Source organism: Zobellia russellii (assembly GCF_018728565.1).
Classification (GTDB): Bacteria; Bacteroidota; Bacteroidia; order Flavobacteriales; family Flavobacteriaceae; genus Zobellia; species Zobellia russellii.
Genome location: NZ_JACSOI010000001.1, coordinates 1,099,944 through 1,124,715, shown reverse-complemented (window position 1 = coordinate 1,124,715; position 24,772 = coordinate 1,099,944). Strand labels below are relative to the sequence as shown.

The following is a 24,772-nucleotide window of genomic DNA, read 5'->3' as shown; positions in this document are numbered from 1 at the left end:
ACCCTATGAAATCAACCGAAATAGCCAATGGAATCCTAAAAGCGATTGCCGCCGTGTGCGGCTTCGTTTTACTTTTGTATATCATTTATGAGCTGCAATCCATAGTTGCGTACCTGATAATTTCTGCTATTGTAGCGTTAATAGGCAGGCCCATTGTTACATTTTTGAGGAAGAATTTAATGATACCCAACATTCTGGCCGTTGCTATGACCATGCTGGTCATAGCAGCCCTATTTGGTGGTATTATTATGTTGATAGTACCCCTGTTGACCGAACAGGGGAAAAACCTATACCTGTTCGATTTTGGTATAATTCAAAATGAGTTTGACAAATTATATGTTATGCTCTCCGAATATTTTGGCACTACCAAGAAAGTGGTAGAAGATTTGGTGGAAGATGCCACCTTAAATAAAACGGCGGTAAACGGATTGGGAAAAGATTTGGTCCCATCCTTTATAAAATCCATCTTACAAGTACTGGACAATATTGGTATTGGCCTGTTCTCCGTTCTGTTCATTTCATTCTTTTTCCTGAAGGATAGCAATATCATCCAACGGTCTATTCTAACCTCTGTACCGGATAGCCATAGAATGAAAACCATGCGCTCTTTGGCAAAAATAAAGAATCTATTGTCCCGCTATTTCGTGGGGCTTTTGTTCCAAATTTTTATTCTCTTCTCCCTCTATGCCATAACCTTAATTTTAGTGGGTGTAGAGAATGCGGTACTCATAGCGTTTATGTGTGCCCTATTCAACATCATTCCGTATTTAGGCCCTATGATCGGTGCGGTAATCATGGTCATGTTTACTATTACGAGTAATCCTGGTGTAGATTTCAGCACTATTATCCTGCCTAAAGTAGGCTATGTTCTACTGGGTGTAACCATTGGCCAACTTATAGACAACTTTTTCTCGCAACCTATCATCTTCAGTAACAGTGTAAAATCCCATCCGTTGGAAATTTTCTTGGTGATATTGGGTGCAGGCCTGTTATTTGGTATCGTGGGTATGATGTTGGCCGTTCCCGGATATACGGTGTTAAAGGTGATTTTAAAGCAATTTGTTTCTAAAAACAAAATAGTTACAGCCCTAACCAAAGGACTGTAACTATTCAGTTTAATTTTAAAGAATTTTCTTTTTTAGAAAACCACACCGGAAGCGACAAGTGCTACAATCAGAACCACTAAAAAAGCTATAATAATAAAAAATCCTTTTTTAGTAATCCCGCTCTTTTGAAATATGTACTCTTGTTTAGGGTCATGGGATTCCTTAACAAACTCGGTTTCTTCGTTTTTAATTTTTTCGTCTTCTACTGTATTGTTCATAATTGTTTTGTTTTATCTGTTTTATCAAATGACTTCACCACTTTATTTAACTCCAAAAAATTGGAGAATAAAAAGTAGATTTATGTCAATATACACTCATTTTTCACTTATTCATGTCCATTTACCAAAACGGTCAATCTAAAAATCGATAGAGCTCAAACCCATTGCTATATAGGGGATATCTTTAAACTCATCCCATTTCCACACCAAAAAATCAACTAAAAACAGATGACACAGAAGAACCTTTTAAGTCAGTTATTAAAAGCCCCGGAATTGGCGATAGAAAGTCTAAATCTAGTATATGTGGATAATGGCAAAATGCCCATTTCTAGACACCGAAAAGGAAAAGGTTTTGTGTATACCTACAAACAAAAGCCCCTAAAAGATAAGAACGAATTAGAACGCATTACCAGTTTGGTGTTACCACCCGCTTGGGAAGATGTAAAAATTACCCATTTGCAAAACGGACACCTCCAAGCCGTGGGAAAAGACCTTAAGAACAGAAAACAGTATAGATACCATCCTACTTGGGTTAAGATCAGAAATCAGACCAAGTTTTATAAAATGAGCCTGTTTGGCAAAAAGTTACCTGTTATTAGGGAGCAAGTAGAAAAGGACCTTGCACAAAAGCAATGGTCCAAAAGCAAAGTGGTAGCGCTCATTGTAAAGCTTATGGACGAGACCCATATTCGTATTGGAAACGAGCAGTATGCCAAGCGAAATAAATCTTACGGACTCTCTACCCTAAGAAAGAAACATGTTGAAATCTTTAAGAACAACATAAAGTTTGAGTTCGTAGGCAAAAAAGGAAAGAAACATTCGGTTACGGTACGCAACAAAAAACTCATTCGTCTTATAAGCCGATGCGAGGACATTCCCGGCTGGGAACTATTTCAATATTATGATGAAGATGGTGACAAGCAATCTGTAGACAGTTCTATGGTAAACGAGTACCTACATGAGATAAGTGGTGAGTTTTTCACCGCCAAGGATTTTAGAACATGGGCGGCATCCGTTGTATTTTTTGATACGCTTTTAGACCTGGGCACCGCTGAGACCCAAAAAAAAACCAAACAAAACTTACTAGAAGGTTTTGATGCTGCAGCGGCCGCTTTGGGGAATACCCGCAATGTTTGTCGTAAATATTATGTACACCCGGTTCTAGTTTCCAAATATGAGGATGGCTCCATAGAAAAGTGGTTTGACAAGGCACAGAAAACCGACTCCGAACAGGAACATTTTTCCACTTCGGAAATGGTCATACTAGACCTTTTTGAGCAATACACACCAAAGTTTTAACACTCTCTTTTGTTTTATTTCACATTGAAAAACAAATAGATACCTTATAAATCCGAATATTTTGGATTGCATCAATAATTGATTTTTTCAGATAAAGACCAACGCATCTATTGCTCTAATTTTACAAATAGAAAGCAAGATGTTATACGGCAAGCATCAATTTTTACAAAGTTGCCGTTCATTAAAATTTAAATTAAGATGAGCACATATAGCGAAGAAGTACAAACTAAATTGAACAATATATTAGAGAAGACGTACGATGCAGAAAAAGGCTTTAAAAAAGCTGCCGAGCACGCCAAAAGCACAGATTTAAAAACATTTTTTAAACGTAAGGCCGATGAACGTTATAATTTTGGACACGATTTAAAGTCGGAAATTGTACGTTACGGACAGGATTTTGAAAAAGGCGGAAGCGCCACAGGAGCAATGCACCGTGGTTGGATGGACGTTAAAGCGTGGTTTAGCGCAGATAATGATGAGTCCATGCTAGAGGAAGCCATTACCGGTGAAAAAGCAGCTGTGGAAGAGTACAAAGCAGTATTGAACGAGGTTTCATTACCTACCACAACAACTACTTTGCTTACTCAGCAAATGAATAAGATCAGTACCGATCTTAACAGCATCAAAAGATTGGAAGACGTACTATAAGGATAGTAAAGACCAAAAATAAAAGGGATGCATTTGTATCCCTTTTTTACATTTTACTAACTATTTATACCATATAATTATGTTCAACAAATTATCAATTCGGGCAGCAAGAGAGCAGATTGAAGATAGATATGACGCCATCTTTGAATTTCCCGATATATACAGACCTAGAGAAATCATAAACGGACTAGAAGAAAGTACTGTTCCTATCATAAGCTCAAAACAGCAAAAAACTATTACTACATCCATTTGGGGTATTCTTCCCAAAAAATTTGAAGGAGATTGGGGTGCGTTTCAAAAACACGTAAATACCTTAACCGTACCTATGCAATCCTTAAAAGAACGGCCTTGGTACATTCAATCCGAAAAAACGGATAGATGCTTGGTTATTGTAACTGGTTTTTACACCACATATATTGCGGACGGAGAGTTACTCTTCTTTCATATGACCCAAGAATCCGGTAAACCCTTTGCCCTAGCAGCTATTTGCAATGAGCTAGAAGATGGTTTTATGACCTGCGCGTTAATTACGCAACAGGCCAACAAAACTTTTGCCGAAGTTCATAATGCCGGTAACCAGATGCCGCTTATATTACCTGAACATCAACAACAAGATTGGCTAGATTACAAAATTCCTGTTACCGGAATACATACAGAAGAAACATCACGCTCTCTGACCGCAGAGGCCATTTCAGAAGATTTTTTCGAAAATAATATGTCGGATGCCTTTAACGAATTATCCGTTTTGGGTGAGTCTGACTTTCTCCCTACTCCCCTACACGATCTACTGTTCCACAATAGTATAGACCTAAGTAATTCCTAACCTCAACCGGGGTCTCTTATTAAGCAATCTCATTGAAATTCAAATTGTTTAAAGGCAAAATCAAAATTTTTAGTGTCAATGGAAACGGCACACAATCTTCATCTTTGTAGTATAGAAGTCGGATAAGTACGACACTAAAAATTTACTAATCTAAAACCATATATTATGTTACGCTGGACAGTCACTTTTGTAATACTGGCAATTATTGCCGCAATATTTGGATTTGGTGGAATAGCAGCTGGAGCTGCAAGTATAGCCAAAGTCCTATTTTTCATATTCCTAATTCTTTTCGTGATTTCATTATTCACCGGAAAGAAAGCGGTCTAACACATTATTAATCTATAAAACCTAAATACTATGAAACGCACACTATATGTAATGTTATTTGTCTTAATGACCGCATCCTTTACTACACTTACCAGTTGTAGGGAACAAAATAAAGATACGGGAGACAAGATAGAAGACGCAATTGATGATACAGGCGATGCCATTGAAGAAGGCGCCGAAGATGTTGAAGACGGAATTGAAGATGCTGTAGACGACAATTAAGAGAATAGTTTGGTTGGTTGTTAAAGCGGGAGTTTCCATTAGGAAGCTTCCGCTTTTTTGCTACCTATGGTTTTAAATACATAGCACGCATTCATATCTGCTAAATGACAAATATTTTACACCTAACTTTAATCTAGTTTAACTTTTCTATCGTATCTATTCACAATGCTTTATTTTAAAAATAAAACGCATATCTTTCATCTTAGGAAAATACAGCTCTAAATAGCATATGGTACTCTTTGTAAAATACGATTTTAATAAGGCATGTGAGACGCTTTTAAAAGAACATCTTGATGCTTATGATATTTCGTATACACTGGGCAGTCTGGGCGAAGTACGTATAAAAGGCAACCTATCTGAAGACCAGAAACAATCTCTTACCAATTCCTTAAGAAGGTATGGAATTGAAATTTTGGATGACCAAAAAATAACCCTTGTTGAGCGCATAAAAAATGCAATAGACGATTTTTTAAAGAACAAAGAATTGAGTTCCTTAAAATTTTCTACCTACTTGTCCGACAGTCTCCACTATTCGTATGCACATTTGTCATCCGTATTTTCGGAGAGCACCTATACTTCTATTGAAAACTATATTATTTTACGTAAAGTAGATTTGGCAAAGGAACTGATTTGTAATACGGATATGACACTTACGGAAATTGCTTTTCAGCTAAATTATAGTAGTGTAGCACATTTGTCCGGGCAATTTAAAAAGACAACTGGACTTACCCCGAGTACTTTCCAGAGAATTATGAAGAAGAAAATCAATCATACCGCTAACCCCAACTAATAGTTACCTATGAACACTAAATTGCTGAACATTGCACTTGCAGATGATGATGATGATGACAGAATGCTCTTCAGTGAAGCTATAGAAGAAATCAGCATTAAGACCAAATTATCTCTTTTTAATCATGGCCAAGAACTTATGGACTACCTCTCCGCTCCGGGTGTTGTCTTGCCGGACCTTATTTTTCTGGATTTGAACATGCCCATAAAAAATGGTATGGAGTGTTTAAAAGAAATACGACAAAATTCAAATTTAAAGGACCTTTGCATCGCCATTTATTCTACCTCTTCCTCAGAGAAGGATATAGAAGAAACATTTTTAAATGGAGCAAATATTTATCTTAATAAGCCCAATAACTTTGTTAAATTGCAAAGTTCCGTAGAGCGGATTTTACAATTAAATTGGCAGTATCACACGTCTAACCTTAACAAAGACACCTTTCTATTTCGCATATAGACCTTATGGATTTTAAACGAATATATACCTCTTCCAAGACCTACATAGTTTTATTGTTCGTTGCTTTTGTAATTATCCTATTCACGGCAAGCATGGCGTATTACCAGATTATGCGCATGCAAGATCTAGCCGAGAAAGTAGCCCATACGCTGCAAGTAAACAATGCTATTAGCGAGCTATCCGCGCACTCTACACAAGCAGAATCGGAAGAATTCAGGAACCAACTCCAAAGGTCAGAAGGAAATAACACCATTTTTGACGATTATGTAAAAGAGGGAGAAACTATATTAAAGACGCTTAAGGACCTTACGCGTGATAATACCTCACAGCAAATTCGTTTGGCGCCAATGCAAGCATTATTGGATTCTTTACACGAAGAACTCAAAATTCTTGGAGACCACCCTGATCAGGACTCAATCGTTCTTAATGAATCCGAAAACGAAAAGAAAAGCGATATTAATTTTACGCTCTACCGTATTAGGAACATCAGAAACCAAATGCTGGCGGAAGAGCGCCTATCTATCAAAAAGACCAGGGAAGAATACGAATCCAATAAGTACCTTGCCCCCCTTACCTCTCTACTACTTGCTTTTTTTGCCCTTCTTGTCTTTGTACTTGCCTTTTTAAAGATATACAGGAACAAATTAAGAATTCGTAGTTCAGAAAATTTTCTCAGAAGTGTGCTCGCCACTACGGATAACATTGTAAACTATTACGAACCCATTTACGATAGGAATAAGGGGGAAATTATAGACTTTAAGATTGTATTTGCCAATGAATGTAATCGTGACTATCTAGGGCTAGACCCCGATGAAATAACCGGGCAACCTATATCCAATGTATTTCCATTTTTAATGCTGAACGGAGAATTTGAACAATTGGTGAACTGTTTTGAACAAAAGGAAAAAATAAGTTTTGACCGACAAATTTCCGTAGAAGGCGAAAAATTATGGTTCAAATCGCTCGTAACGCCTTTAGCAGAAGGAATTATGGTAACCGCACGAAATTCTACGGCAGAAGAAAAAGCCAAAGAAGAACAACTATTCCTTAACCAGCGACTAGAGGACCAAAATCTTAAATTACTGGACAACCGTGCTTTTTTGAACAACATCTTTAAAAGCATTCCGCATACCATTATGAATTTTGAGGCCATTAGGGATAAAAAAGGTAATATCTCAGACTTTAAAATTTTATTCATTAACGATAAGATTACACCTATTACGGGAGACCTTCCAGAGGAAATAATCAACAAAAACGTATCCGAAGTTTTTCCTGTAATTTTTGAAACCGAAATTTTCGGTTATTTAAAAGATGTGGTTCAAACAGGCAAACCCAAATCTTACGAAGTTCCTTATGAAGTAGATGGCATGCCCAAATGGTTCAGTGCCCGAGCCGTAAAATTAGGAGACGGTGTTACACTCACTTCTAGGGAAATAACGGAAGAAAAAGAAAGGACCGAACAACTCGTACAGCTCAATACGCAATTAGAGACTCAGAACTCCATTTTTATTGATGCGGAAAACGTAGCTAACATAGGCAGCTATATTTGGTACTTGGATAATGGCGAAGCTACAATTTCCGATAATTTTTATAGGATTTTAGGGTACGAGCCCAATGCGATTAAAATAACTTTTGAAAGCTACCGCAAATTTGTTCATCCAGAAGATCTAGAAGCTTATGACCTCTTAGGTGCCGAAACAGTTGAATTTGGTAAATCAAAAGTAAACGGATACCGCATTATAACTAAACAAGGAGATGTAAAATATATAGAACTTAATGGGCGCGCGCTTATTCGTAATGGCAGAAGAGCTTCCGTGGGCGTTGTAGTAGACGTTACCGAAGAAAAGCAGAATTCCGATCGCGTTATAGAACTCAATCAAGAACTATCCATACAAAACTCTATTCTTACAGATGCGGAACGATTGGCTAAAATTGGAAGTTTCATCTGGTACGTGGGTACGGATATGATTGAACTTTCAGATAATTTTTATCGCATGTTAGGCTTTGAACCCAAAGGATTTGAATCCTCTTTGAAGAAATTTGGTGAATTTGTTCACCCGGAAGATTTAAAGACCTACCAGCAAAGCATTGAAAAATCTACCCATGAGCTGAGCGTTAATGAACACCGCTACCGTATCATTACCAAAACAGGAGAAGTTAAGCACCTCAAAGTAAATGGTCAGTTTATTCAGAAAGACAATAAACAAATCATGTCCGGGGTGGCACAGGATATCTCATTGAGTATTGCGGCGGAGGAAAAATTACGGGCCAGTAACTTGGAACTACAACAAAGTAACGCAGAACTGGAATCTTTTAACCGGGTGGCCAGTCATGATTTACAGGAACCGCTTAGAAAGACCCAAATGTTCATCTCCCGATTGGAGAGTACGGAGACCGAAAACCTATCGGATAAAGGCCGGGTCTATTTTCAAAAGGTCGTTAATGCCGCCTCCCGTATGCAGGCATTGGTATTGAACCTGCTCACTTATTCTAGAATCGATTCCAAACATGAAGATTTTGAGCTCATAGATTTGAATCAGGTACTATTAAAGGTTAAAGAGGACCTCTCTTCAAGCATTGAGAACACGGGTGCTATTATAAAGAGTGAAGACCTCCCTACACTCCGCGGGGTATCTTACCAGCTAGAGCAACTGTTCAACAACTTAATTGGAAACGCATTAAAGTATAAAGTAGCGGATGCAACACCTTCCGTTACCATTCAAGCAGAAAAGGTACATGGCAAGCAAATTCCCGAAGACTTCTTCAAAACGGCCAATACCTATTATAAGATTACTATTATAGATAATGGCATTGGTTTTTCAACGGAGTACTCCGATAAAATATTTGAGGTATTTCAACGCTTACACCAAAAATCAGAATATTCAGGTACAGGTATAGGTTTAGCTATTTGTAAAAAGATTGTAGAAAACCATCACGGTTTCATTTATGCCACTAGTGAACTGGGCAAAGGTTCTGCCTTCATCTTCTATTTACCAGCTTAATTCAACTTTTAGAAAGACCTTCTTAGAGTTATACAATTTTAGCATACAAAGCTAGAACAAACTTTGTTTTGCTCTATTTCACCCCATTTTAAGGACTTTTTAATCGCTTTTTAGCTCAAAACCCACAATTCTATAACACAAAGCGAAAATTGTGTAAGAGAAAATGAGGGCTTCTCCATGATCTTTGTACCAGAACAAATAATTAATCTGGTATCTATGAAAAATCTAATAGAAAAAGTATCTGAGCAGCTGGCAAGAGTCGGTCGTGTAAGACCTATTAATGAGAGTCCTTCTCATAGTATGAATCCAGAAAGCTTTACAGTAGGAATGGCCCAAAGCGGTCAACAACAGAGAAAAGGATAACCACTTGGTTACATCCTTGGCGTAAAGAAATTAACAACCTTAAAAAGAACACTATGACAACTATTAACTTATCATCTGCAGCAATTAAGAATATGTTTCAACAACTACACCAAAATTTTGGTGGGTCATTGGACGTGAATGTTAAAGAACACATTTTAACTTTAGACAACGAATTAGGTAGAGGACATATTAGAGGAATTACCTTTAAAGGTGGAATTTCTTATTTGGAATTTGATATGGAATTCTTCAAAGACTTCACCATAAGAACAGGTTGTGAAGAAAACGCACCTATTTGTTTCGCTTATTGCTCCGGAGGTAGAATTGCACACAGCTTTAATGACGAAACCAAAAAGAACGTTTTAGAAAACTTTCAAACAGGTATCCTTACCAATGAGAGCAATGCAAGCAACGTTCTATATTTTCAAAAAGATGTACGGGTAAAAACATCTCTTATAGTAGTAAGAACGGTAGCAAGTAACGAGACCGCTAAAAAGAACGGTTTGAACTACAGACTACAGGAGCTTATGTTGAAAGGTAAGCCTGCTCAAAATACCATCTACATAGGTTCGTATAACTTAAAAATCGCTGATCAGATTGCTCAGTTAAAAGCTATCAAGCAAGAAGGTATCGTAAGAAGCCTTTTGATAGAAGGATTGGTACATATGATTTTGGCCTTAGAGGTTCAACAACATACAGACGACCTTAAGAACAGAGAAAACCAGACAGGAAGCCTTAACACAAGAGAAATGGAGGCTGTAAAGGATATTTCGGACTTCGTACACAACTATCCTGAAAGACAATTATCCATCTCTGAACTTTGTCGTAAATCAGGTCTTTCTCCTTGTAAATTACAAGAAGGCTTTAAGTTGATGCATGGTACAACCGTTACGGATTATATCCGTGAGGTACGTATTGCAAAAGCCGAAGAACTTATTAAAAACACAGATTTAAATATATCCGAAGTAGTATATAGCATTGGATTTACAAGCCGTAGCTACTTCTCCAAAATATTCAGAAACAAATACAACTGTAGCCCAAAGCAGTATAAAGATAAGCAGAACGTAATGGCAGCTTCTGCATAATATAACTTACAGGAATAGTTTGGTTGTTGATAAGAAACCGGTATAGTTTATACCGGTTTTTTTATACCCCTAAATGAACTTGGAACATGACGGGTTATATATACGATTAAAACGTACGATTTAATCCTTTCACTTTCTGGCAATTATTACAGTACATTAAAAAGCCCAAGCAAGTGTCTAAACACTTGCTTGGGCTTTAATTCTTAAACCAACACAGTAACTAAGCGTTATCTCCTATGGCCTTTTTGTTCAAACGGGTTTCTGCCAGTTTCTCCAAAGTATTGTCCGCGTCATACTCTTCATTAAGCGTCTCCTGTAAGGTTTTGGCAATATCCCTATATCCAAGTTCTTTGGCAAACCTAACCGCCGTTCCGTAACCGGAAATTTCATAATGCTGTACGCGTTGTATTTCCGCAATAAGACCTACATCCATTAACTCATCACCCTGGGCCTTGTCTATAAAATTCTTGGCTTCGTTAATGAGCCCTTTCATTGCTTGGCAGGTTTCACCGCTAGGTGTAATATTTAATTCGCGGCAGATATTTTCAATTCTACTCTTTTGCTCTTTTGTTTCCTCCAAATGATTCTCAAAAGCCTGTTTTAAACGCTTGTCGTTTGCATGTTCCACAATATTTGGCAAGGCTGCCAATAACTGGGTTTCCGCACTGTAAAGGTCCCTCAATTGATGTTCGAATAAATCGTTCAACGTCTTCATATTCCTTCTCTTTACAAAGTTTAGTACTCCTTATTTTCTTTTTCCTCACTAAAGTAGTCTTCATGAGTGCAGAATGTTGACCCAATACAAAAAAAGAATGTTGTAATTCATCAAATCAACTACCCCATTTTAGCCTTTACCTTTTGGAGTAATTAATAAACTTTTCCGGTCAACCTACGCAGCCGTTCTGGTGTAAATTGCATATATAATCAAAAAAGAAAAAATTATGGAAGTTCAAGAAGCACAAAAAACCGAGATAGGTATAAAAAAATCAAACCGTGAAGCTGTAGTAAAAATGCTTCGCCAATTATTGGCCGATGAGTTTTTACTTTATACAAAAACGCGTAATGCACACTGGAATGTAGAGGGAATTGATTTTCACACTAAGCACGTATTTTTTGAAGAGGAATATGGCAAATTGGAAAAATTTATTGATGAAGTAGCAGAACGTATCCGTATGCTCGGGTTCTATTCCCCGGGTACTCTAAAAGAGTTTTTAGAGTTGTCCCATTTGGAGGAAAACAACCCAGACCAAACCGATAGCGCTAGCTTTATGACGGTCTTGCTAAAAGACCATGACAAAGTCATCAAATTTATAAGAGAAAGTATTGGCGAAAATGCCGAAGCTCATAATGATGAAGGTACTGCAGATTTTATTACCGGTATCTTACAGGCACACGAACAAATGGCTTGGATGTTAAGAGCATCTCTTAAGCAATTTGATTAATAGTAAGTTTAAAGACAAAAAAAACGGCGATAGATATCGCCGTTTTTTTTGTCTTTAATTTAATACCTCTAGATTTCATCTGGGGGTGCAGTAACGAGCAATTTCATACGCTTCCAAAAAAGAATAGCAGTTTTGTTGGAATGCACCGTTAAATCGGCCAATAGCAACAAGTTTCTTTTGAACTGTTCGTATTCATTTTTGTTCAGGTCATTCTCATCTATGGGATAGTAGACCATGCCCCAATTGGGAAAATTACGTTCTATAACCTCATCTTCGGACAACTGATATACATTCGTGTGTCGTTTGTCTTTCTTTATATTCTCAAAAAGTGATTGTACCTTCTCTTTCTCTCCTTCTAAAATTTGAATAAAACGTCTTTTGTAAAATATTAGGCAACCGGTAATATTATTAGCCCCATTAAAATTACGGGCCGTCTCCAAAATAGTCTCGATATCTGCGTTCGTAAGCTCTTTTATCGCTTTTGATTCGTAAGTAAGTGTATACATCAATAGAATGGGGATGTTTAGTTTGCCCGTGAAACCTTCACAACACAATATAAATTCTAAATACTTTATCCTATTCTCAAGCCTTCACTTTAGTTGAATGCCTCGCTTCAGATAATGTTAAGATAGCAAAAGTATCACAATTGAGCACTAAACACCTCTTTATCCTCTTAAAGCTAAGAAATGTACCCTCAAATAAATTTTAAAAAGGGTAACCAATAGCAAAATTAAAAATAACATTTCCGCTTCCTCCGTCTATAAACGGAGTCCGTATGCGCTCGCCTTCCGGTAAGTATGGCACTTGTAAAGGGGAAGCAAAATCAAACCTTATGACAAAACTTTGAATATCTACGCGAAGTCCAAAACCTACCCCAATACCCAATTCTCTTATCCAATCCGAACCAAACTTGCCTTCTGTAGTTAATTGCCGATTAAAAGCTATACTTTCTTCCGATTCTCCCTCGCCGGCTTCAGCCTCATTTGTCAACCATACATTACCCGCATCTACAAAAAGTGCCCCTTTAAGATAGGACCATATAGGAAACCTGTATTCTAGGTTTGCTTCCAACTTAAGATTTCCGGACTGATCAAAGAAGGAGCTGGTACTATCCTCGTCACTACGGAACGTACCGGGTCCTAAAGACCGTATCTGAAATGCCCTAACACTGTAAGGGCCTCCGGAATAGAATTGTTTTACAAAAGGTAAGGTAGATGAATTACCATACGGAATTCCCCAACCGGCATACAACCTGCTGACCACCGCGTTTTCCTTTCCCCACTTTAAATAATACCTGAAATCTATATCCGCTTTGGCGTACTGTGCATATTCCAAACCAAATGCCGTGCTCTTTCCTCCGTTCAACAAACTCAAGGTGTTCCCCGCTACATCCAGCGTTGTGGACGCATAGATGGGGCGGTCCTTATTTTCATCTACCAGCTCGTTATAAGTAAACGTATAATTTAGGCCCGCTATAAATTGCTGTTCAAAACTGCTGCTCAAATACGAATTGTTGGCTAGGATTTCCTCGAATTCCTCTGTGGTATCGGTAAGGTTTACATAGGTTATACTTATGGGATTTAGCTCATGATACACAAACTTATTCGCATTCCAAGTGTACCCAAAAGAACCGTTAAAAGAGGTTAGCGTATAAAGTTTGCTCCGTTTAAGAATATCACCGCCCAAACTTATTTTGGTCTTGGGAACGGCATAATTAAACCTGCTGGGCGAGAAAGGCACCAATCTTGGCAACAGCAAATTTGCCTTTAATCCTCCGGCTATACTTGTTAAGCCTGCATTATCACCTCCGGACAGTTGTGTCTCATAAGCAAAATTGCCCGTTAAACTAAAGGTTTCTCCCCCATTAAAGACATTCCGGTTGTTATAGGTTACCGCTATTCCCGGACCGGCAAAACCATTGGATTTAGTCACTGCCTGAAGTTCCGTTCTAATGGACCTTTTGGTTAAAGGCGATAAAAAGATATCCGCATTAAGCAGTCCTTTGTTATCTACCGATGACGTATCCATTTCGTTAAACCTAATATTCACGAATTTATAACTACCTAAGGCCGCTAACCGGTTACTGGTAAGGCGCGCCGTTTCGGAATTGTATTTTTGCCCTTTTTCAAAAAGGATATAAGGTTCCAAGCGTTTGGGTTTAAAGAACTCTTCGTCCTGTATAAACTGAATACCGTTTTCCTCCGTTATTTCCGAAGCTTGTGGTAAGCTATCATTTTCAATGGAATAATTGGGGTATACTGCAATGGAATCAATGGTATACGGAATAATAGACTTCTCCGGTGTACCCTTTTTCAATCGTAGAAATAAATCGAACTTTCTATTCTCATAGCGATTGGTATCGGCCTCAAAAATGAGGAAATCGGGATTAAAGTTATAATACCCTCGGTTCTTTAGATGTCCATCAATCCGTTCACGTTCATATTTTAAAAGTTCCAAATCAAAACGTTCTCCTGCCTTTAGTTGGGTGTTGGCCATGGCCTGTTCTATCTCGCTATAAATGGGCAGACTATCCTTATCTATTTTCCACTGCTCCAGGGTATAGGGCTTAGGCAGTTGCGCCGTATAATTCACCGAAGCGTATTTTTTGGTACTGTCTATTTCCGTGGAAACCTTGCTGTAGAAAAAGCCACGGTTATCCAACCTGTTGAGCATAAGCTCTTCAATACGCTGCGTATTTACATCACTGAGGTACACCGGCTCTTCCCCAAATTTTTTGTTCAACCATTTATTTAAAAAACCGGGTTTTTCCCGTTGCGCTTTGTAATGATAATACAGCCCAAGACGCATTCCCAAAACTGTAGAATTGGCCGCTGGCCTAATCAAGGTATTCAACTCTTGCTCAACGAGTTTTAACGCGCGCTTTTCCTCTTCTGAATCCACCGTAATTTCCGCCCCAGTGAACAAGGTTTCGTCTTCGGGTATATATTTACCCACGCTACATCCGTACGGGATTGCCAAGCAAAACAGTATACAAATGCGTAAAAAAGGTATGGTGCTCAATTTCATATTATTGTTCCCCTTTTTGTTCTTCTTTATCGGATTTGGCTTTCTTTTCCTTCTCTTCAACGTTATCTTTTAAGGGATTGAACAGCTGACTGAACTTATTAAACTCCCTATTAAAAATAACGGCCATTCCGGTTACGATCAACTGACCGTCAATAATATTCTCATACTCACTTTTTCGAAAACCGCGCAAACGGTACCTTCCGTCTTTGGTGAGCAAATATTCCAAACTCACATTACCAATTATGGGCGTCTGTTCCTGTCCGGACTGCGCACTCCCCTCCACATCTACCGCGCTACCTGCAGTTACCACCAAGCGGTCATCAAACAATTTTTTCTTTGCGTTTATATTGAGTTGCGTCCGGTCTTGAGGACTGTCCCCTTGATAATCAGTAAAGCTATCCAAGTCAAAATCTACCTCAACCCCTGTATTGCCGAACACCTTATCCGAAAACGCATTAAGCTCACCCGACAATACCTTGTTAACATTATCCCTAGCAATGGCGGCCGTTCCCCCAGAACTTCCATCACTACCTGAATCAGGATAAAACCTATTGAGCGCCAGCAATGAAAACACTTGTTTGTTAAGTTCCGCCTCTTGACCGTTCAGTTGTTGTACACGCCCATATACGGCACCGCTCAAAGCACCTTGCTCATCTTCGGGCATATCCAGGCCAAAGGATAGATCGGGTTGCAGCAGTTCTCCGTCTACGTTCAGATAGACCAGAAAAGGCAATACCTCTTGATATTTTGAACTTACACTAACGTCTTCACTTGAGACTACCGAAGACATTAAAGGCTCCGCCGAGGTTTCTACGCTGTACACCGCAGTAACATCAAGTTTTGCATCGGTAGGGTCTCCTTGCCAGGTAATGGTACTCCCCGGATTTATTTCAAACCTTCGCTTTACCAAATTATAAAGATTGGTCTCATAATGTCCGGATTTCAGCTCGTACCTGCCCGAAAGATTGATTCTCCCGTTAGGTTCAATATTCAAGTTCAGCGCCGCATCTCCAGAGACTTCAAGATTATCTCCCGTACGTTCGTCTATAATCACATGAAAATCGGCATCCTCGGCAATTTCTAAAACCGTTCGGACATCCATTCCCTGAAAAAAGGACGGGGTTTCTTCCTGATCGTTACGAGTTAAGATAGCATCCGGATTTTCACGGTTTACAAAGAGTACCACCCCATCCCGTTCCTCAACATCCAATTGCGATTCGGGTACCACATAGGTGATATCTGTAATTTTTCGAATACGTAGTTTGCCACTTACTTTGGGCAACTCCAAATCACCCTCCACCTTTATATCGGCATCCAAACTAGCGACTCCATAATACAGTTCATTATCCTCTTTTGTGGAGTTCAGCACTCTAAAATTCTCTGCATCCAGCTGTAAATCAAAAGAAGGGTTCAACAGTTCTTCGGTAAGCACGGCACCTTGTATCGTAAAATCGCTGCCATCTGCATCCGCTATCTGAAACGCATCAAAATAAACGCCCTCCGTATCCAATTTCAATTGTTCATCTGCAATCTTAAAAACGGAATTTAATGCGGCCACGTTAAAATCAACTTTCGTAAAATCTAGGGTTCCATCGTATTCCGGAGCGGCAGTGGTTCCCGAGACATTTATTTTTCCTGACAAGGCCCCATGCGAATCTTTAATGGCTCCCTGCGTAAACGCTTCCAAGGTTTGTAGCTCTACTCGGTTTAAATCCAAATCTAGGTTCAGTTGCGCCCCATTCTCCGAAGCCGCGTAGTCTCCAATTAAATCAAGGTCTGCACCACCATCTTTTAAGGCAAGGTTAAAATCGTAAGCGGCATTTCCCGTGGAATTTGCCTTTAAGCTTAAATTGCCCAAAGGATTCTCAAGAGCCTCCAAAGCATTGATCTTAAAATCGGCCACAAGCCCCGTTGCGCCAAAAGGGTTCTCAATGATCAAATCTCCTTTTACTAGACCGGAAGCCAAAGTTTCATCCGGATTTAAAAGACTCAGAAAAGTCTGCAACCTAAAATTATCGAACACAATACCTATATGCTCCTTCTCTTGACCGGGCAACTGATCACTAAGCGTTAGAGATTGGTCGTTCCGGGTAAATTTCATGTTATTGAACTGTAATACATCTGGGCCAACACGAATCTGATTGTCCGCTGGAACTGACCATTTTTTCTTGTTCAGAACCAAATTGGACGGATCTATATGAATGCGCGTGGTATCTTTTGAAAGGGTGAGTTGCGAAGAAATATGTGCGACAGCCTCACTATCATCCATGGCAATAAAATCCATGAACAGTTTTTTGTTTTTTAGATTACCTTCAATAAAAGTTCGTTTTATAAGAACCGGTTCCGATACGAGACCGGCAAAACCGGCCGTAAAATCCAAATTGGTCGCATTCCCCGTTACTCTAGCATATAAACTATCTACAGAACTTCCTTGATAGGCCACGGAAGGCACATGTACGTTTGCGTTTAATTTTCGTGTAGTAGCATCAAAATCAGCATCTATCAAAACCGAATCCAAACGGTCAACGTCCCGTAAAAACACCTCGGTCAGGAATGGCGTTGGAGACAGCTTTAAATTCATTTTCAATCGCACGGAATCCCTTACGGCCACACTGTCCTGTCCGTTTTTAAAATAGTTTTCAAATTGCCGTGTTAGCGCATTGTTCAAGCCTTGTGGACTAGCGTTGGATTTTAGACTGGCCACCAAAAAATCACTAGTTACCGAGACGTTGGTGTTGGTATTATCTATATACGATTTTAGGTTGACAGGCCCCATTTGATACTGCTCATTGTCATAGACCGCCACGCCGTTTTCTATTTGGGCATCTATGTTGTAAGCTTCGGCATTACCCGAGAATTTTCCGTTAAGTTGAAGCCCCGCTTTTATGTTCTCTTTGGTTACCCCTAGTGCATACAAATCGGCCCCAATGACATTAAGGTCTAAATCTAACTGTGAGTTTACCGAGTCCAGAACCACTTGGGTCTTTGCCAAAAGATTCAAGTTTTTATCCTTAAAAGCAAGGTCTAACGCTCCTTTCCCGTTTTTCATCTCACCTTCCAACTTCAATGCCGAAAAATCGTAATTACTGAAAGTCAATTGAGTGAAATCCGTTTTGAGTTTTGCATCCAGATTGTTCGTTTTCCCCCCACCGGAAACATCCATAGTAAATGAAACGGCACCCAGTTGTGGGTTGTTCAACAGCGTATTCAGTTGTAGGCTATCTACTTTTAGGTTCCCATCAAAATACATCTCTTGCCCATCTTGGTAAGCGCCTTTGGCGGCAATAGTACCTTCTGGAATCTTTAATTGTGCTTGTGCGGTAAGGTCGTTCACTTTTCCACTAGCTTGGGCATTTAGCGCAATGGTTTTAGGCAGTGAAATTCCTAATTCTTTTTCCGAAACAAATTTTGCCACATCCTCTTTTACGGTATTGAGCGAAATAGTTCTGAAATCAAAATAAAGCGAATCCGGTTGGGTGATGTTTTGCAAGCTTCCCTGTGCAGAAAATTGGGTGGTTTGTCCCCAATTGAGCTGCATATTTTTTATATCGATTTTTTGCAACGTACCTTCTGCTGAAATTCCACCTTGCAGGGGATGTTCCGCAGCGGAGACCATATAGGCATTATCCGCCAATTCCGGTTGTAAGGTGAATGCATCCTGTACATCCACATCTATATCTTGAAGATTTAAATCTACCCGCGTACCTTCCGGGGCATCCAACACGGTTTCTATAGACGAATATTTCAAAGTCATTTGCCCTGCCAAAGAACTGTTGTTAACCGTAAATTGTAGGTCCTCCAAAGCAGCACTGCTATCATCAATCCTGGCATTAAAGTTCAGTTTTTGCAATGTCATACCGCTCTGTTCATCAAAAGAAAGTGCGTTTAATTGCATAGCCACTTCTTGCGGACGGTATTTTACCTCTTCCGCTTGAAGTTTAAAATTAGAAAGTGAAATGGCATTAGGGTTGAATTTGCCTTTTTCCGGCTGGGCCGTACCCATGGTGTAGGTAATAGAATTTTCCTGTAAATCAATTTCATCTACCTGCACTAAAAATTTAGGCCATTCAAAACCTGTAGCGCCATTGGTCGTAACGGTAGAATCTATAGTTTTTGAAGCTGCCGGAAGCTGGAGCGAAATGGCCGAGCGCTGCAGCGAAATCCTATCTACTTCTATCTCATTGGATGCCAGGTTGGCTTTGGGCAGTTCTAGCTCAAAATCCCGAACATCAAGTTTTGCGTTAATGGAATCCGGAACGGAGCTATAGTTGGCTTTTACGTTTTGTAGTTGCAGCAGGTCTACAGCAAAGTATGGCAAAGTGGTTTCCGTAGTATCTTCGGAAACAAAGGGTTTGGTCTGTTTGTAGAAAATATCCGTGTTGGATAATTTCAGTTCATCCAATTCAAATCGCAACTGTTCCAAATCCGTTTCATCTGCGTCTAGCACCAATCCGCCTAATTTAATGCGACTGTCTATTCCCAAAAATTGGTCATTATAGACCAACTTAAAATCTTTAAAATCAAGTTCCCCAACGGTTATCTGCATGGGTTCACTTTCCGTGGTAACGGTAGTGGTATCTTTCGCGGCAAAAGCATCGATTAAAAAATTGAAATTGAAGTCCTCGGAATCCGGCTCTCTTGTGATGTTAGCGTTCAAACCTTCCCAAGTGGCCGACTTCAAATTAAGTTCGTTATTGAAAATTAAAGGTGAGAGGGGCAAGTTCAACTCCAGATTTTTAGAATACACCAAGGTATCCCCTTTGGTATCTTCCAAATACAATCCTTCTAAAAAAATATTTCCTGAAAAGGTTAAGTATAACCGATCTATCTCAACTTTTGTATTTGTCTGTTGAGACACGTAGTTGGTAAGCTTACCCACTATAATATCCTGCCCCCACTGGCTTCGAATAAACAGTAGCAAACCAAAAAACAATAGCGCCAGCACTAAGAACACCCGTCCCAAGCGCCGCAGCCACCTATTTTTTCTTTTCTCCTTTTGCATTAAGGGCAAAGATCAGTAATAAGCACATGAATTGTACGCTTTTAACAATCATAAATTAACTTATTTGCTTTAAATACGAACGATATCTCATATTGACTCTTGCAAACGTATATTTTAGGACGGTTTGACGGGAATCTATGTATTAAGTTTTTTAATGATACGGGCAAGTTTTCTTGGCATTTCCATAGGAATTAAATGCCCTACCCTGCTCAAAGCTACCGCAGAAGGATTACTAAGATTTGGCAACACTTCTTCATAAATGGCTTCTGTAGAAATCACGGGGTCGTCATTGGAGAAAATTACATCTGTGGGAATATCAAGCCCTTTTATCCGATCTGCAATATTATTTTTCATCCCCACGTTCAACCACCATTTCCAAGTAGATTCTTCAATCTGCAATTGGGAATTGACCGCATACAACAATCTCTTTTTACCCATTTTCTTTTGGGTAGCCCCATGTACCGTGTTGGCCGCTTCGGCCCTGTCCGGATGGTTCAACATCCGTTTGCGCTCTTGGTCTTCCATGCGTTCTACAGTGGGTGGCGAAGGCGCAATCAACATTAGTTTCTGAGGTAAGTTCGTATTTTTTATCTGTGCGGCATAGAGTATCAATTTGGCGCCCATAGAATGACCGCAAAGAATGTAATCCTTTAGTTTTAACTCATCAATAATCACGTTTATATATTGCGCCATACCATAAATGGAAGGTTCGGCAAGCGGCCTTGTACCTCCAAAACCCGGCAGATTGAGCATGATACAGGTATACTTTTTTCGTAACCTTTTGGCCAACCATTTCCAACTTCCGGCATCACCTCCAAAGTAATGCACAAAGACAATGGTTTTCTTTCCATGGCCTATTTTTTCATACCGCAATCCTGTATATTCTTTCATCTTTCTAATTCGTTCAGGCTCTCTTTATTAATCCTGATATTCTTTAATCTCTTTCTATGTTTTTTAAGCAAAACCTGAAGTTTAGAAGGTAATAGTGGGTCCGCAATCATATAGTTCGCTTCTTCCAACACCTTATCATCCTCTTCTATGAGCATAGCTTGAAAAGTTCCCAAATCCCCACAGGACTGCAAAGTATTGTTTCCATACCAAGTAGATAATGCGGTACAGCGTGAAGACGGTACAAAAGGCACGATCAAATCCGGATTCATGAAGAAATTCACCAGTTGTGCCTGTACCAACTGCATTTCTTCAATTCGAGATGCGACCAAGGAGCCTCCAAAAGTTAATTCGGACCGCTCTTTTAAAAGTGTCAGATTGGGAATTGCTCCACAGATTTTGTTAAAGTAGATTTTTACTTTCCGATAAATTTTATAATTCAACTCCATAATCCTATTCATTTAAGTTCGTAGATTGTTTTTAAAAGGAGAAGGGCCTCCTCTCTTAAATTTACGAAATACTTTTTATCTCTCCGAATAGGACTTGCATTAAGGTCAACCTATTATTGTTTAAAGACCACTTAACCCATCACTTGGAGACAGCATCGAGAAATGAATTACTCACCCCCTCTAGCTGGGTAATCGTTCTTTTCTATATAGTCTATGGCATTTAAGATATCTTTCCAATTGGGGCGTGCAAAAGGCATAGTCTGAATAGCACTTGCATACAAGGTATTATCCGGTCTTACCAGAAAAACCCCTGGTTCTGAGAACGTATCCGGTTCGGAATCTTTAATTCCCTCTGAAACGAACAACCCCCAATTTCTAGCCTCTTCAATAGATAATCCGTAGGCAATGGGCAGTTCGGGAACATCCCATTCCTCGCCGGCTTTCTTGGCCCGCTCCTCCGTATCACTACTAATGGCCACTACATGTGCGCCCCTATCCGTAAAGTCCTTTAACTTTTTGGCCAGGTCTTCTAAATAATTTTTACAAATAGGACAATGTAACCCCCTGTAAAAAACAAGAACAGTAAAGGTCTCGCTATTCTGCGTGGCTAAATTCCATCGGGTATCGTTAATTAGAGGGAGCTCTATTTTAGGTACTTCTGTTTTTGGCTTTATCATCTTTTATGTGTTTTAAATTTCTGTATTTCTCATAACTAGGGTAACCCCTAATAGTTCTCACAAATTAACAGGAACCCCAATTTGTAAATAGCCTTAATAACAAAAAATAATGCCGTAAAACATTATCCAATTCGCTTATTACAAAGGCTTTCCCTTTTAATTGCATTGAGCTATCAATTTTATGTATAGGACTATTCCGGCAGAACTAGACCCGGTAATTTTATGGTCTAATTACTACAGTTATGCAAAAACCCAATAAAAGACTTGAAAACCAAACCTGTATCGTAACCGGCTCCAGTGGCGGCATTGGTAAAGCCGTGGCACTGGCAATGGGTGCAGAAGGCGCCAACGTGGTCGTAAATTATAGAAGCTCAAAAGAAGCTGCAGAAGAAGTTGCCAACGAAATCAACAAGAACAAACTAAGTGGCGAAGCCATTGTTGTAAAATGCGATGTAAGCAAAGAGCAAGACGTAAAAGCTATGTTCAAGACTACTATTGAGCATTTTGGTACTGTAGATGTGTGCGTGGCCAATGCCGGTATGCAAATAGACCATCCATTACACGAAATGCCGTTGGAGGCTTGGCAAAAAGTGATAGATGTAAATCTAACGGGACAGTTTTTGTGCGCCAAAGAGGCCATAAACGAATTTTTACGCCGGGGTATGCGCAAGGACGTTTCCAATTCTTTGGGAAAAATCATTCACATGAGTTCGGTTCACGAAGTTATTCCTTGGGCCGGACACGCCAATTATGCGGCATCTAAAGGCGGACTTTTAATGTTGATGGAAAGTATTTGCCAGGCGTACGCTCCCCATAAAATACGATGCAACAGTATAGCACCGGGAGCAATAAAAACAGATATTAATAAAGACGTTTGGAGCACCAAGGAAGGGCGGGAGAATATGCTAAAACTCATCCCATACAAACAGATTGGTGTACCCGAAGATATAGGGAGTGTGGCCAGTTGGTTGGCTTCGGACGAATCTGAATACATAAACGGAACCACCATTTTTGTTGACGGTGGAATGACGTGCTACCCAGGTTTTACTACAAACGGATAGCATACAACTATATATATAATCATTATTTAAAAGAACAGTATGGATTTAAACATAAAAGGAAAAACGGCCTTGATAACAGGAGGCGACTCAGGATTAGGAATTGAAACCGCTAAATTTTTGGCTCGGGAAGGAGTCAACATTGTGCTTTCGGACAAAGACAATGGCAAAGAATTAAAAGATGCGGTCAAACAAGTTGAAAAAGACGCCCAGGATGGTGCTAAAGTCATGGGCATTGCTGCGGATATATCCAAGAATCAAGAAGTATTGGATTTGGCCGATAAAATTGAAACCGAATTTGGTGGTGCCCACATCATTTTTCATTCGGCGGGTGCACGGGGCGCAGCTGGAGATTTCTTGAAATTAACGGATGAAGATTGGATGAATACCATTCAAGTAGACCTGATGGGTGCCGTTCGTGTGGCACGAGCTTTTGTTCCACAAATGCAAAAACTAAAATGGGGACGCATGGTTATGGTAGCCAGTGAAAATGCGTTTCAACCGTATGTAGATGAAAGTCCGTATAATGCCTGCAAGGCCGCAATTATAAATCTCTCCAAGTGTTTATCTCGGTCCTATTCCAAAGAAAACATCCTTTTCAACTGCATTTCTCCGGCCTATATTGAAACGCCCATGACAGATGCCATGATGGAGGAATTGGCCAAGGAAAAAGATATCTCGGTGAAGGAAGCCGTAGAATGGTTCGTAAAGAACAAAAGACCGCACATTGCAATGGAACGTAGAGGAAAACCGGAAGAAGTGGCCGCAGTAGTAGCCTTTTTGTGCTCTGAACATGCCAGTTATGTAAACGGAACCAACGTACGTATAGATGGTGGTGCCGTAGAATCGGCTTTTGGTTGATTAATACCGAATCAAAAAATTAAAGTTTAATCCAAAATATATATCATGGAACGAGAACGCACTGCATGGGAAAATGCTTTGAGCGAATTGGTAGCCGAAACACATGCCTGCCAGCGCATGTATGGTACATTAGTACAATCGGACCGGTATCCTACTTGGCTCTCCTATTTTAAGAAACGCCATTTTGAAGAAGTAGATTTCGAGAAAATCCTAACGGATGAGTATTATGCGGTAACCGAAAGGAAAATTGCCCGTATGGCCCATATAGAACATCCTATTTTTGAATCGTTGGAAAATCAGTTATTGGAAAAGAACCTATCGGATAAGGAGATTAATCTACTGATTACTTCCAAGGAAGAGGCGCTAGTACTAAAATATCAAAATCTATTGGCGTTTGGTAGCTTACCAAAAACTACAAATGCACTGCTCCAATCACAGGCCGAAGATTTAAACAGTACCTTGCAAAATTTGCGAATGGATTACAATACCAAATATAAATCGGGACCTATAAAATCCCAATAATAAAGTACTATGAAAAATATTCTAAAAGCGATATTGGCCGGTTGGGGAGCCAAAAAAATAGGAGGCGGCAAATGCGGATGCATTGGTAGCATCGTAGTTTTTATTATCCTTTATTGGATTTTAGGCTATGTAATCAACTAAGTGAAGTAATTGAGTCAATTTTGGTATTTTTTGAATCAATGGCACTTGGCAATGTAATGCATCTTTGTAACTCATAAGTAGGTTGAATAACCGTTTCAATATTGAAATGGGTATTATATAACTCGGAAGGGAGCGTTGGGGAACGCTCCCTTTTTTTTATGGCCGATATCCAACCTTTTAGATGGAATTACCTATTAATTTTTTGAATCAAAATTTCAATTTTTAGCATCAAAAAGCGAAATAAAACTCATGCACCTTTGTAACTCATAAGTAGGTTGATAAACTATTTCAATATTGAAATAGAATTTAAAACTTGAAAAGGGAGTGTTGGGGAACGCTCCCTTTTTTTTGTTTATCCATTTAGAATTT

24 protein-coding genes are annotated in these 24,772 nt (G+C 39.3%); 16 read left to right on the top strand and 8 right to left on the bottom strand.

The features are described 5' to 3' along the window. The first annotated feature begins 5 nt into the window (after positions 1 to 5). Positions 6 to 1,106: an AI-2E family transporter gene (locus H9565_RS04670; RefSeq protein WP_215438021.1), complete on the top strand. Its 1,101-nt coding sequence runs from the start codon at positions 6 to 8 to the stop codon at positions 1,104 to 1,106. Between the two features lie 32 nt (positions 1,107 to 1,138). On the opposite strand, the gene H9565_RS04665 is transcribed toward H9565_RS04670, so the two are convergent. Next, the gene (locus H9565_RS04665; protein ID WP_215438020.1) at positions 1,139 to 1,324 is read right to left on the bottom strand and encodes a hypothetical protein; all 186 of its coding nucleotides are present in this window, start codon (positions 1,322 to 1,324) and stop codon (positions 1,139 to 1,141) included. Between the two features lie 228 nt (positions 1,325 to 1,552). On the opposite strand from H9565_RS04665, the gene H9565_RS04660 reads away from it, so the two are divergent. The 10 genes from H9565_RS04660 (at position 1,553) to H9565_RS04615 (ending at position 10,336) form a co-directional block, all read left to right on the top strand. Continuing rightward, positions 1,553 to 2,623 carry a DNA topoisomerase IB gene (locus H9565_RS04660; protein ID WP_215438019.1) on the top strand — a complete coding sequence of 357 codons (1,071 nt, stop codon included), beginning with the start codon at positions 1,553 to 1,555 and terminating at the stop codon, positions 2,621 to 2,623. Positions 2,624 to 2,821: 198 nt separating this feature from the next. Then, entirely contained in the window at positions 2,822 to 3,271 is a 450-nt protein-coding gene (locus H9565_RS04655) for a ferritin-like domain-containing protein (protein ID WP_215438018.1), read from the top strand. Between the two features lie 79 nt (positions 3,272 to 3,350). Then, positions 3,351 to 4,094 (top strand): SOS response-associated peptidase family protein, encoded by a 744-nt coding sequence (locus H9565_RS04650; RefSeq protein ID WP_215438017.1) that lies wholly within the window; start codon positions 3,351 to 3,353, stop codon positions 4,092 to 4,094. 165 nt (positions 4,095 to 4,259) lie between these two features. Next, positions 4,260 to 4,421 carry a DUF1328 family protein gene (locus H9565_RS04645; RefSeq protein WP_215438016.1) on the top strand — a complete coding sequence of 54 codons (162 nt, stop codon included), beginning with the start codon at positions 4,260 to 4,262 and terminating at the stop codon, positions 4,419 to 4,421. Positions 4,422 to 4,451: 30 nt separating this feature from the next. After that, positions 4,452 to 4,643, top strand: a complete 192-nt coding sequence (locus H9565_RS04640; protein WP_215438015.1) for a hypothetical protein — start codon at positions 4,452 to 4,454, stop codon at positions 4,641 to 4,643. 229 nt (positions 4,644 to 4,872) lie between these two features. Then, the gene (locus H9565_RS04635) at positions 4,873 to 5,433 is read left to right on the top strand and encodes a helix-turn-helix domain-containing protein (RefSeq protein WP_215438014.1); all 561 of its coding nucleotides are present in this window, start codon (positions 4,873 to 4,875) and stop codon (positions 5,431 to 5,433) included. A 9-nt stretch (positions 5,434 to 5,442) separates the two neighbouring features. Continuing rightward, complete coding sequence (locus tag H9565_RS04630) at positions 5,443 to 5,889, top strand: response regulator (RefSeq protein ID WP_215438013.1); 447 nt, start codon at positions 5,443 to 5,445, stop codon at positions 5,887 to 5,889. Between the two features lie 5 nt (positions 5,890 to 5,894). Next, complete coding sequence (locus tag H9565_RS04625; RefSeq protein ID WP_246560290.1) at positions 5,895 to 8,891, top strand: PAS domain-containing protein; 2,997 nt, start codon at positions 5,895 to 5,897, stop codon at positions 8,889 to 8,891. A gap of 216 nt (positions 8,892 to 9,107) precedes the next feature. Further along, entirely contained in the window at positions 9,108 to 9,254 is a 147-nt protein-coding gene (locus H9565_RS04620) for a hypothetical protein (RefSeq protein WP_215438012.1), read from the top strand. Positions 9,255 to 9,307: 53 nt separating this feature from the next. Continuing rightward, on the top strand, positions 9,308 to 10,336 hold the full coding sequence (locus H9565_RS04615; RefSeq protein ID WP_215438011.1) for a helix-turn-helix domain-containing protein: 1,029 nt from the start codon (positions 9,308 to 9,310) through the stop codon (positions 10,334 to 10,336). Positions 10,337 to 10,556: 220 nt separating this feature from the next. On the opposite strand, the gene H9565_RS04610 is transcribed toward H9565_RS04615, so the two are convergent. Continuing rightward, positions 10,557 to 11,051 carry a YciE/YciF ferroxidase family protein gene (locus tag H9565_RS04610; protein WP_215438010.1) on the bottom strand — a complete coding sequence of 165 codons (495 nt, stop codon included), beginning with the start codon at positions 11,049 to 11,051 and terminating at the stop codon, positions 10,557 to 10,559. Positions 11,052 to 11,277: 226 nt separating this feature from the next. On the opposite strand from H9565_RS04610, the gene H9565_RS04605 reads away from it, so the two are divergent. Then, on the top strand, positions 11,278 to 11,778 hold the full coding sequence (locus H9565_RS04605; protein ID WP_215438009.1) for a Dps family protein: 501 nt from the start codon (positions 11,278 to 11,280) through the stop codon (positions 11,776 to 11,778). Between the two features lie 68 nt (positions 11,779 to 11,846). Here H9565_RS04605 and H9565_RS04600 read toward each other — a convergent pair whose 3' ends face one another. The 6 genes from H9565_RS04600 to H9565_RS04575 form a co-directional block, all read right to left on the bottom strand. Further along, positions 11,847 to 12,284 (bottom strand): BLUF domain-containing protein, encoded by a 438-nt coding sequence (locus tag H9565_RS04600; protein ID WP_215438008.1) that lies wholly within the window; start codon positions 12,282 to 12,284, stop codon positions 11,847 to 11,849. 199 nt (positions 12,285 to 12,483) lie between these two features. Beyond that, positions 12,484 to 14,805: a translocation and assembly module lipoprotein TamL gene (gene tamL, locus H9565_RS04595; RefSeq protein ID WP_215438007.1), complete on the bottom strand. Its 2,322-nt coding sequence runs from the start codon at positions 14,803 to 14,805 to the stop codon at positions 12,484 to 12,486. Between the two features lies 1 nt (position 14,806). Next, the gene (locus H9565_RS04590) at positions 14,807 to 19,807 is read right to left on the bottom strand and encodes a translocation/assembly module TamB domain-containing protein (RefSeq protein WP_215438006.1); all 5,001 of its coding nucleotides are present in this window, start codon (positions 19,805 to 19,807) and stop codon (positions 14,807 to 14,809) included. A gap of 135 nt (positions 19,808 to 19,942) precedes the next feature. Beyond that, complete coding sequence (locus H9565_RS04585; protein ID WP_215438005.1) at positions 19,943 to 20,698, bottom strand: alpha/beta fold hydrolase; 756 nt, start codon at positions 20,696 to 20,698, stop codon at positions 19,943 to 19,945. After that, positions 20,695 to 21,144 (bottom strand): hypothetical protein, encoded by a 450-nt coding sequence (locus H9565_RS04580; protein WP_215438004.1) that lies wholly within the window; start codon positions 21,142 to 21,144, stop codon positions 20,695 to 20,697. Before H9565_RS04580 ends, H9565_RS04585 begins: the two co-directional genes overlap by 4 nt. A gap of 167 nt (positions 21,145 to 21,311) precedes the next feature. Further along, entirely contained in the window at positions 21,312 to 21,821 is a 510-nt protein-coding gene (locus H9565_RS04575) for a peroxiredoxin-like family protein (RefSeq protein ID WP_215438003.1), read from the bottom strand. A gap of 242 nt (positions 21,822 to 22,063) precedes the next feature. Here H9565_RS04575 and H9565_RS04570 point away from each other — a divergent pair, with 242 nt between their 5' ends. Genes H9565_RS04570 through H9565_RS20230 form a run of 4 tightly spaced genes read left to right on the top strand, consistent with a single transcriptional unit; the run spans position 22,064 to position 24,403 of the window. Beyond that, positions 22,064 to 22,882 (top strand): SDR family oxidoreductase, encoded by an 819-nt coding sequence (locus H9565_RS04570; RefSeq protein ID WP_215438002.1) that lies wholly within the window; start codon positions 22,064 to 22,066, stop codon positions 22,880 to 22,882. A 39-nt stretch (positions 22,883 to 22,921) separates the two neighbouring features. Beyond that, complete coding sequence (locus H9565_RS04565; protein ID WP_215438001.1) at positions 22,922 to 23,740, top strand: SDR family NAD(P)-dependent oxidoreductase; 819 nt, start codon at positions 22,922 to 22,924, stop codon at positions 23,738 to 23,740. A gap of 45 nt (positions 23,741 to 23,785) precedes the next feature. After that, positions 23,786 to 24,262, top strand: coding sequence for a hypothetical protein (locus H9565_RS04560; protein ID WP_215438000.1), 477 nt, complete (start codon positions 23,786 to 23,788; stop codon positions 24,260 to 24,262). Positions 24,263 to 24,271: 9 nt separating this feature from the next. Further along, positions 24,272 to 24,403, top strand: a complete 132-nt coding sequence (locus tag H9565_RS20230; protein WP_256439093.1) for a hypothetical protein — start codon at positions 24,272 to 24,274, stop codon at positions 24,401 to 24,403. The last annotated feature ends 369 nt before the right edge of the window (positions 24,404 to 24,772 follow it).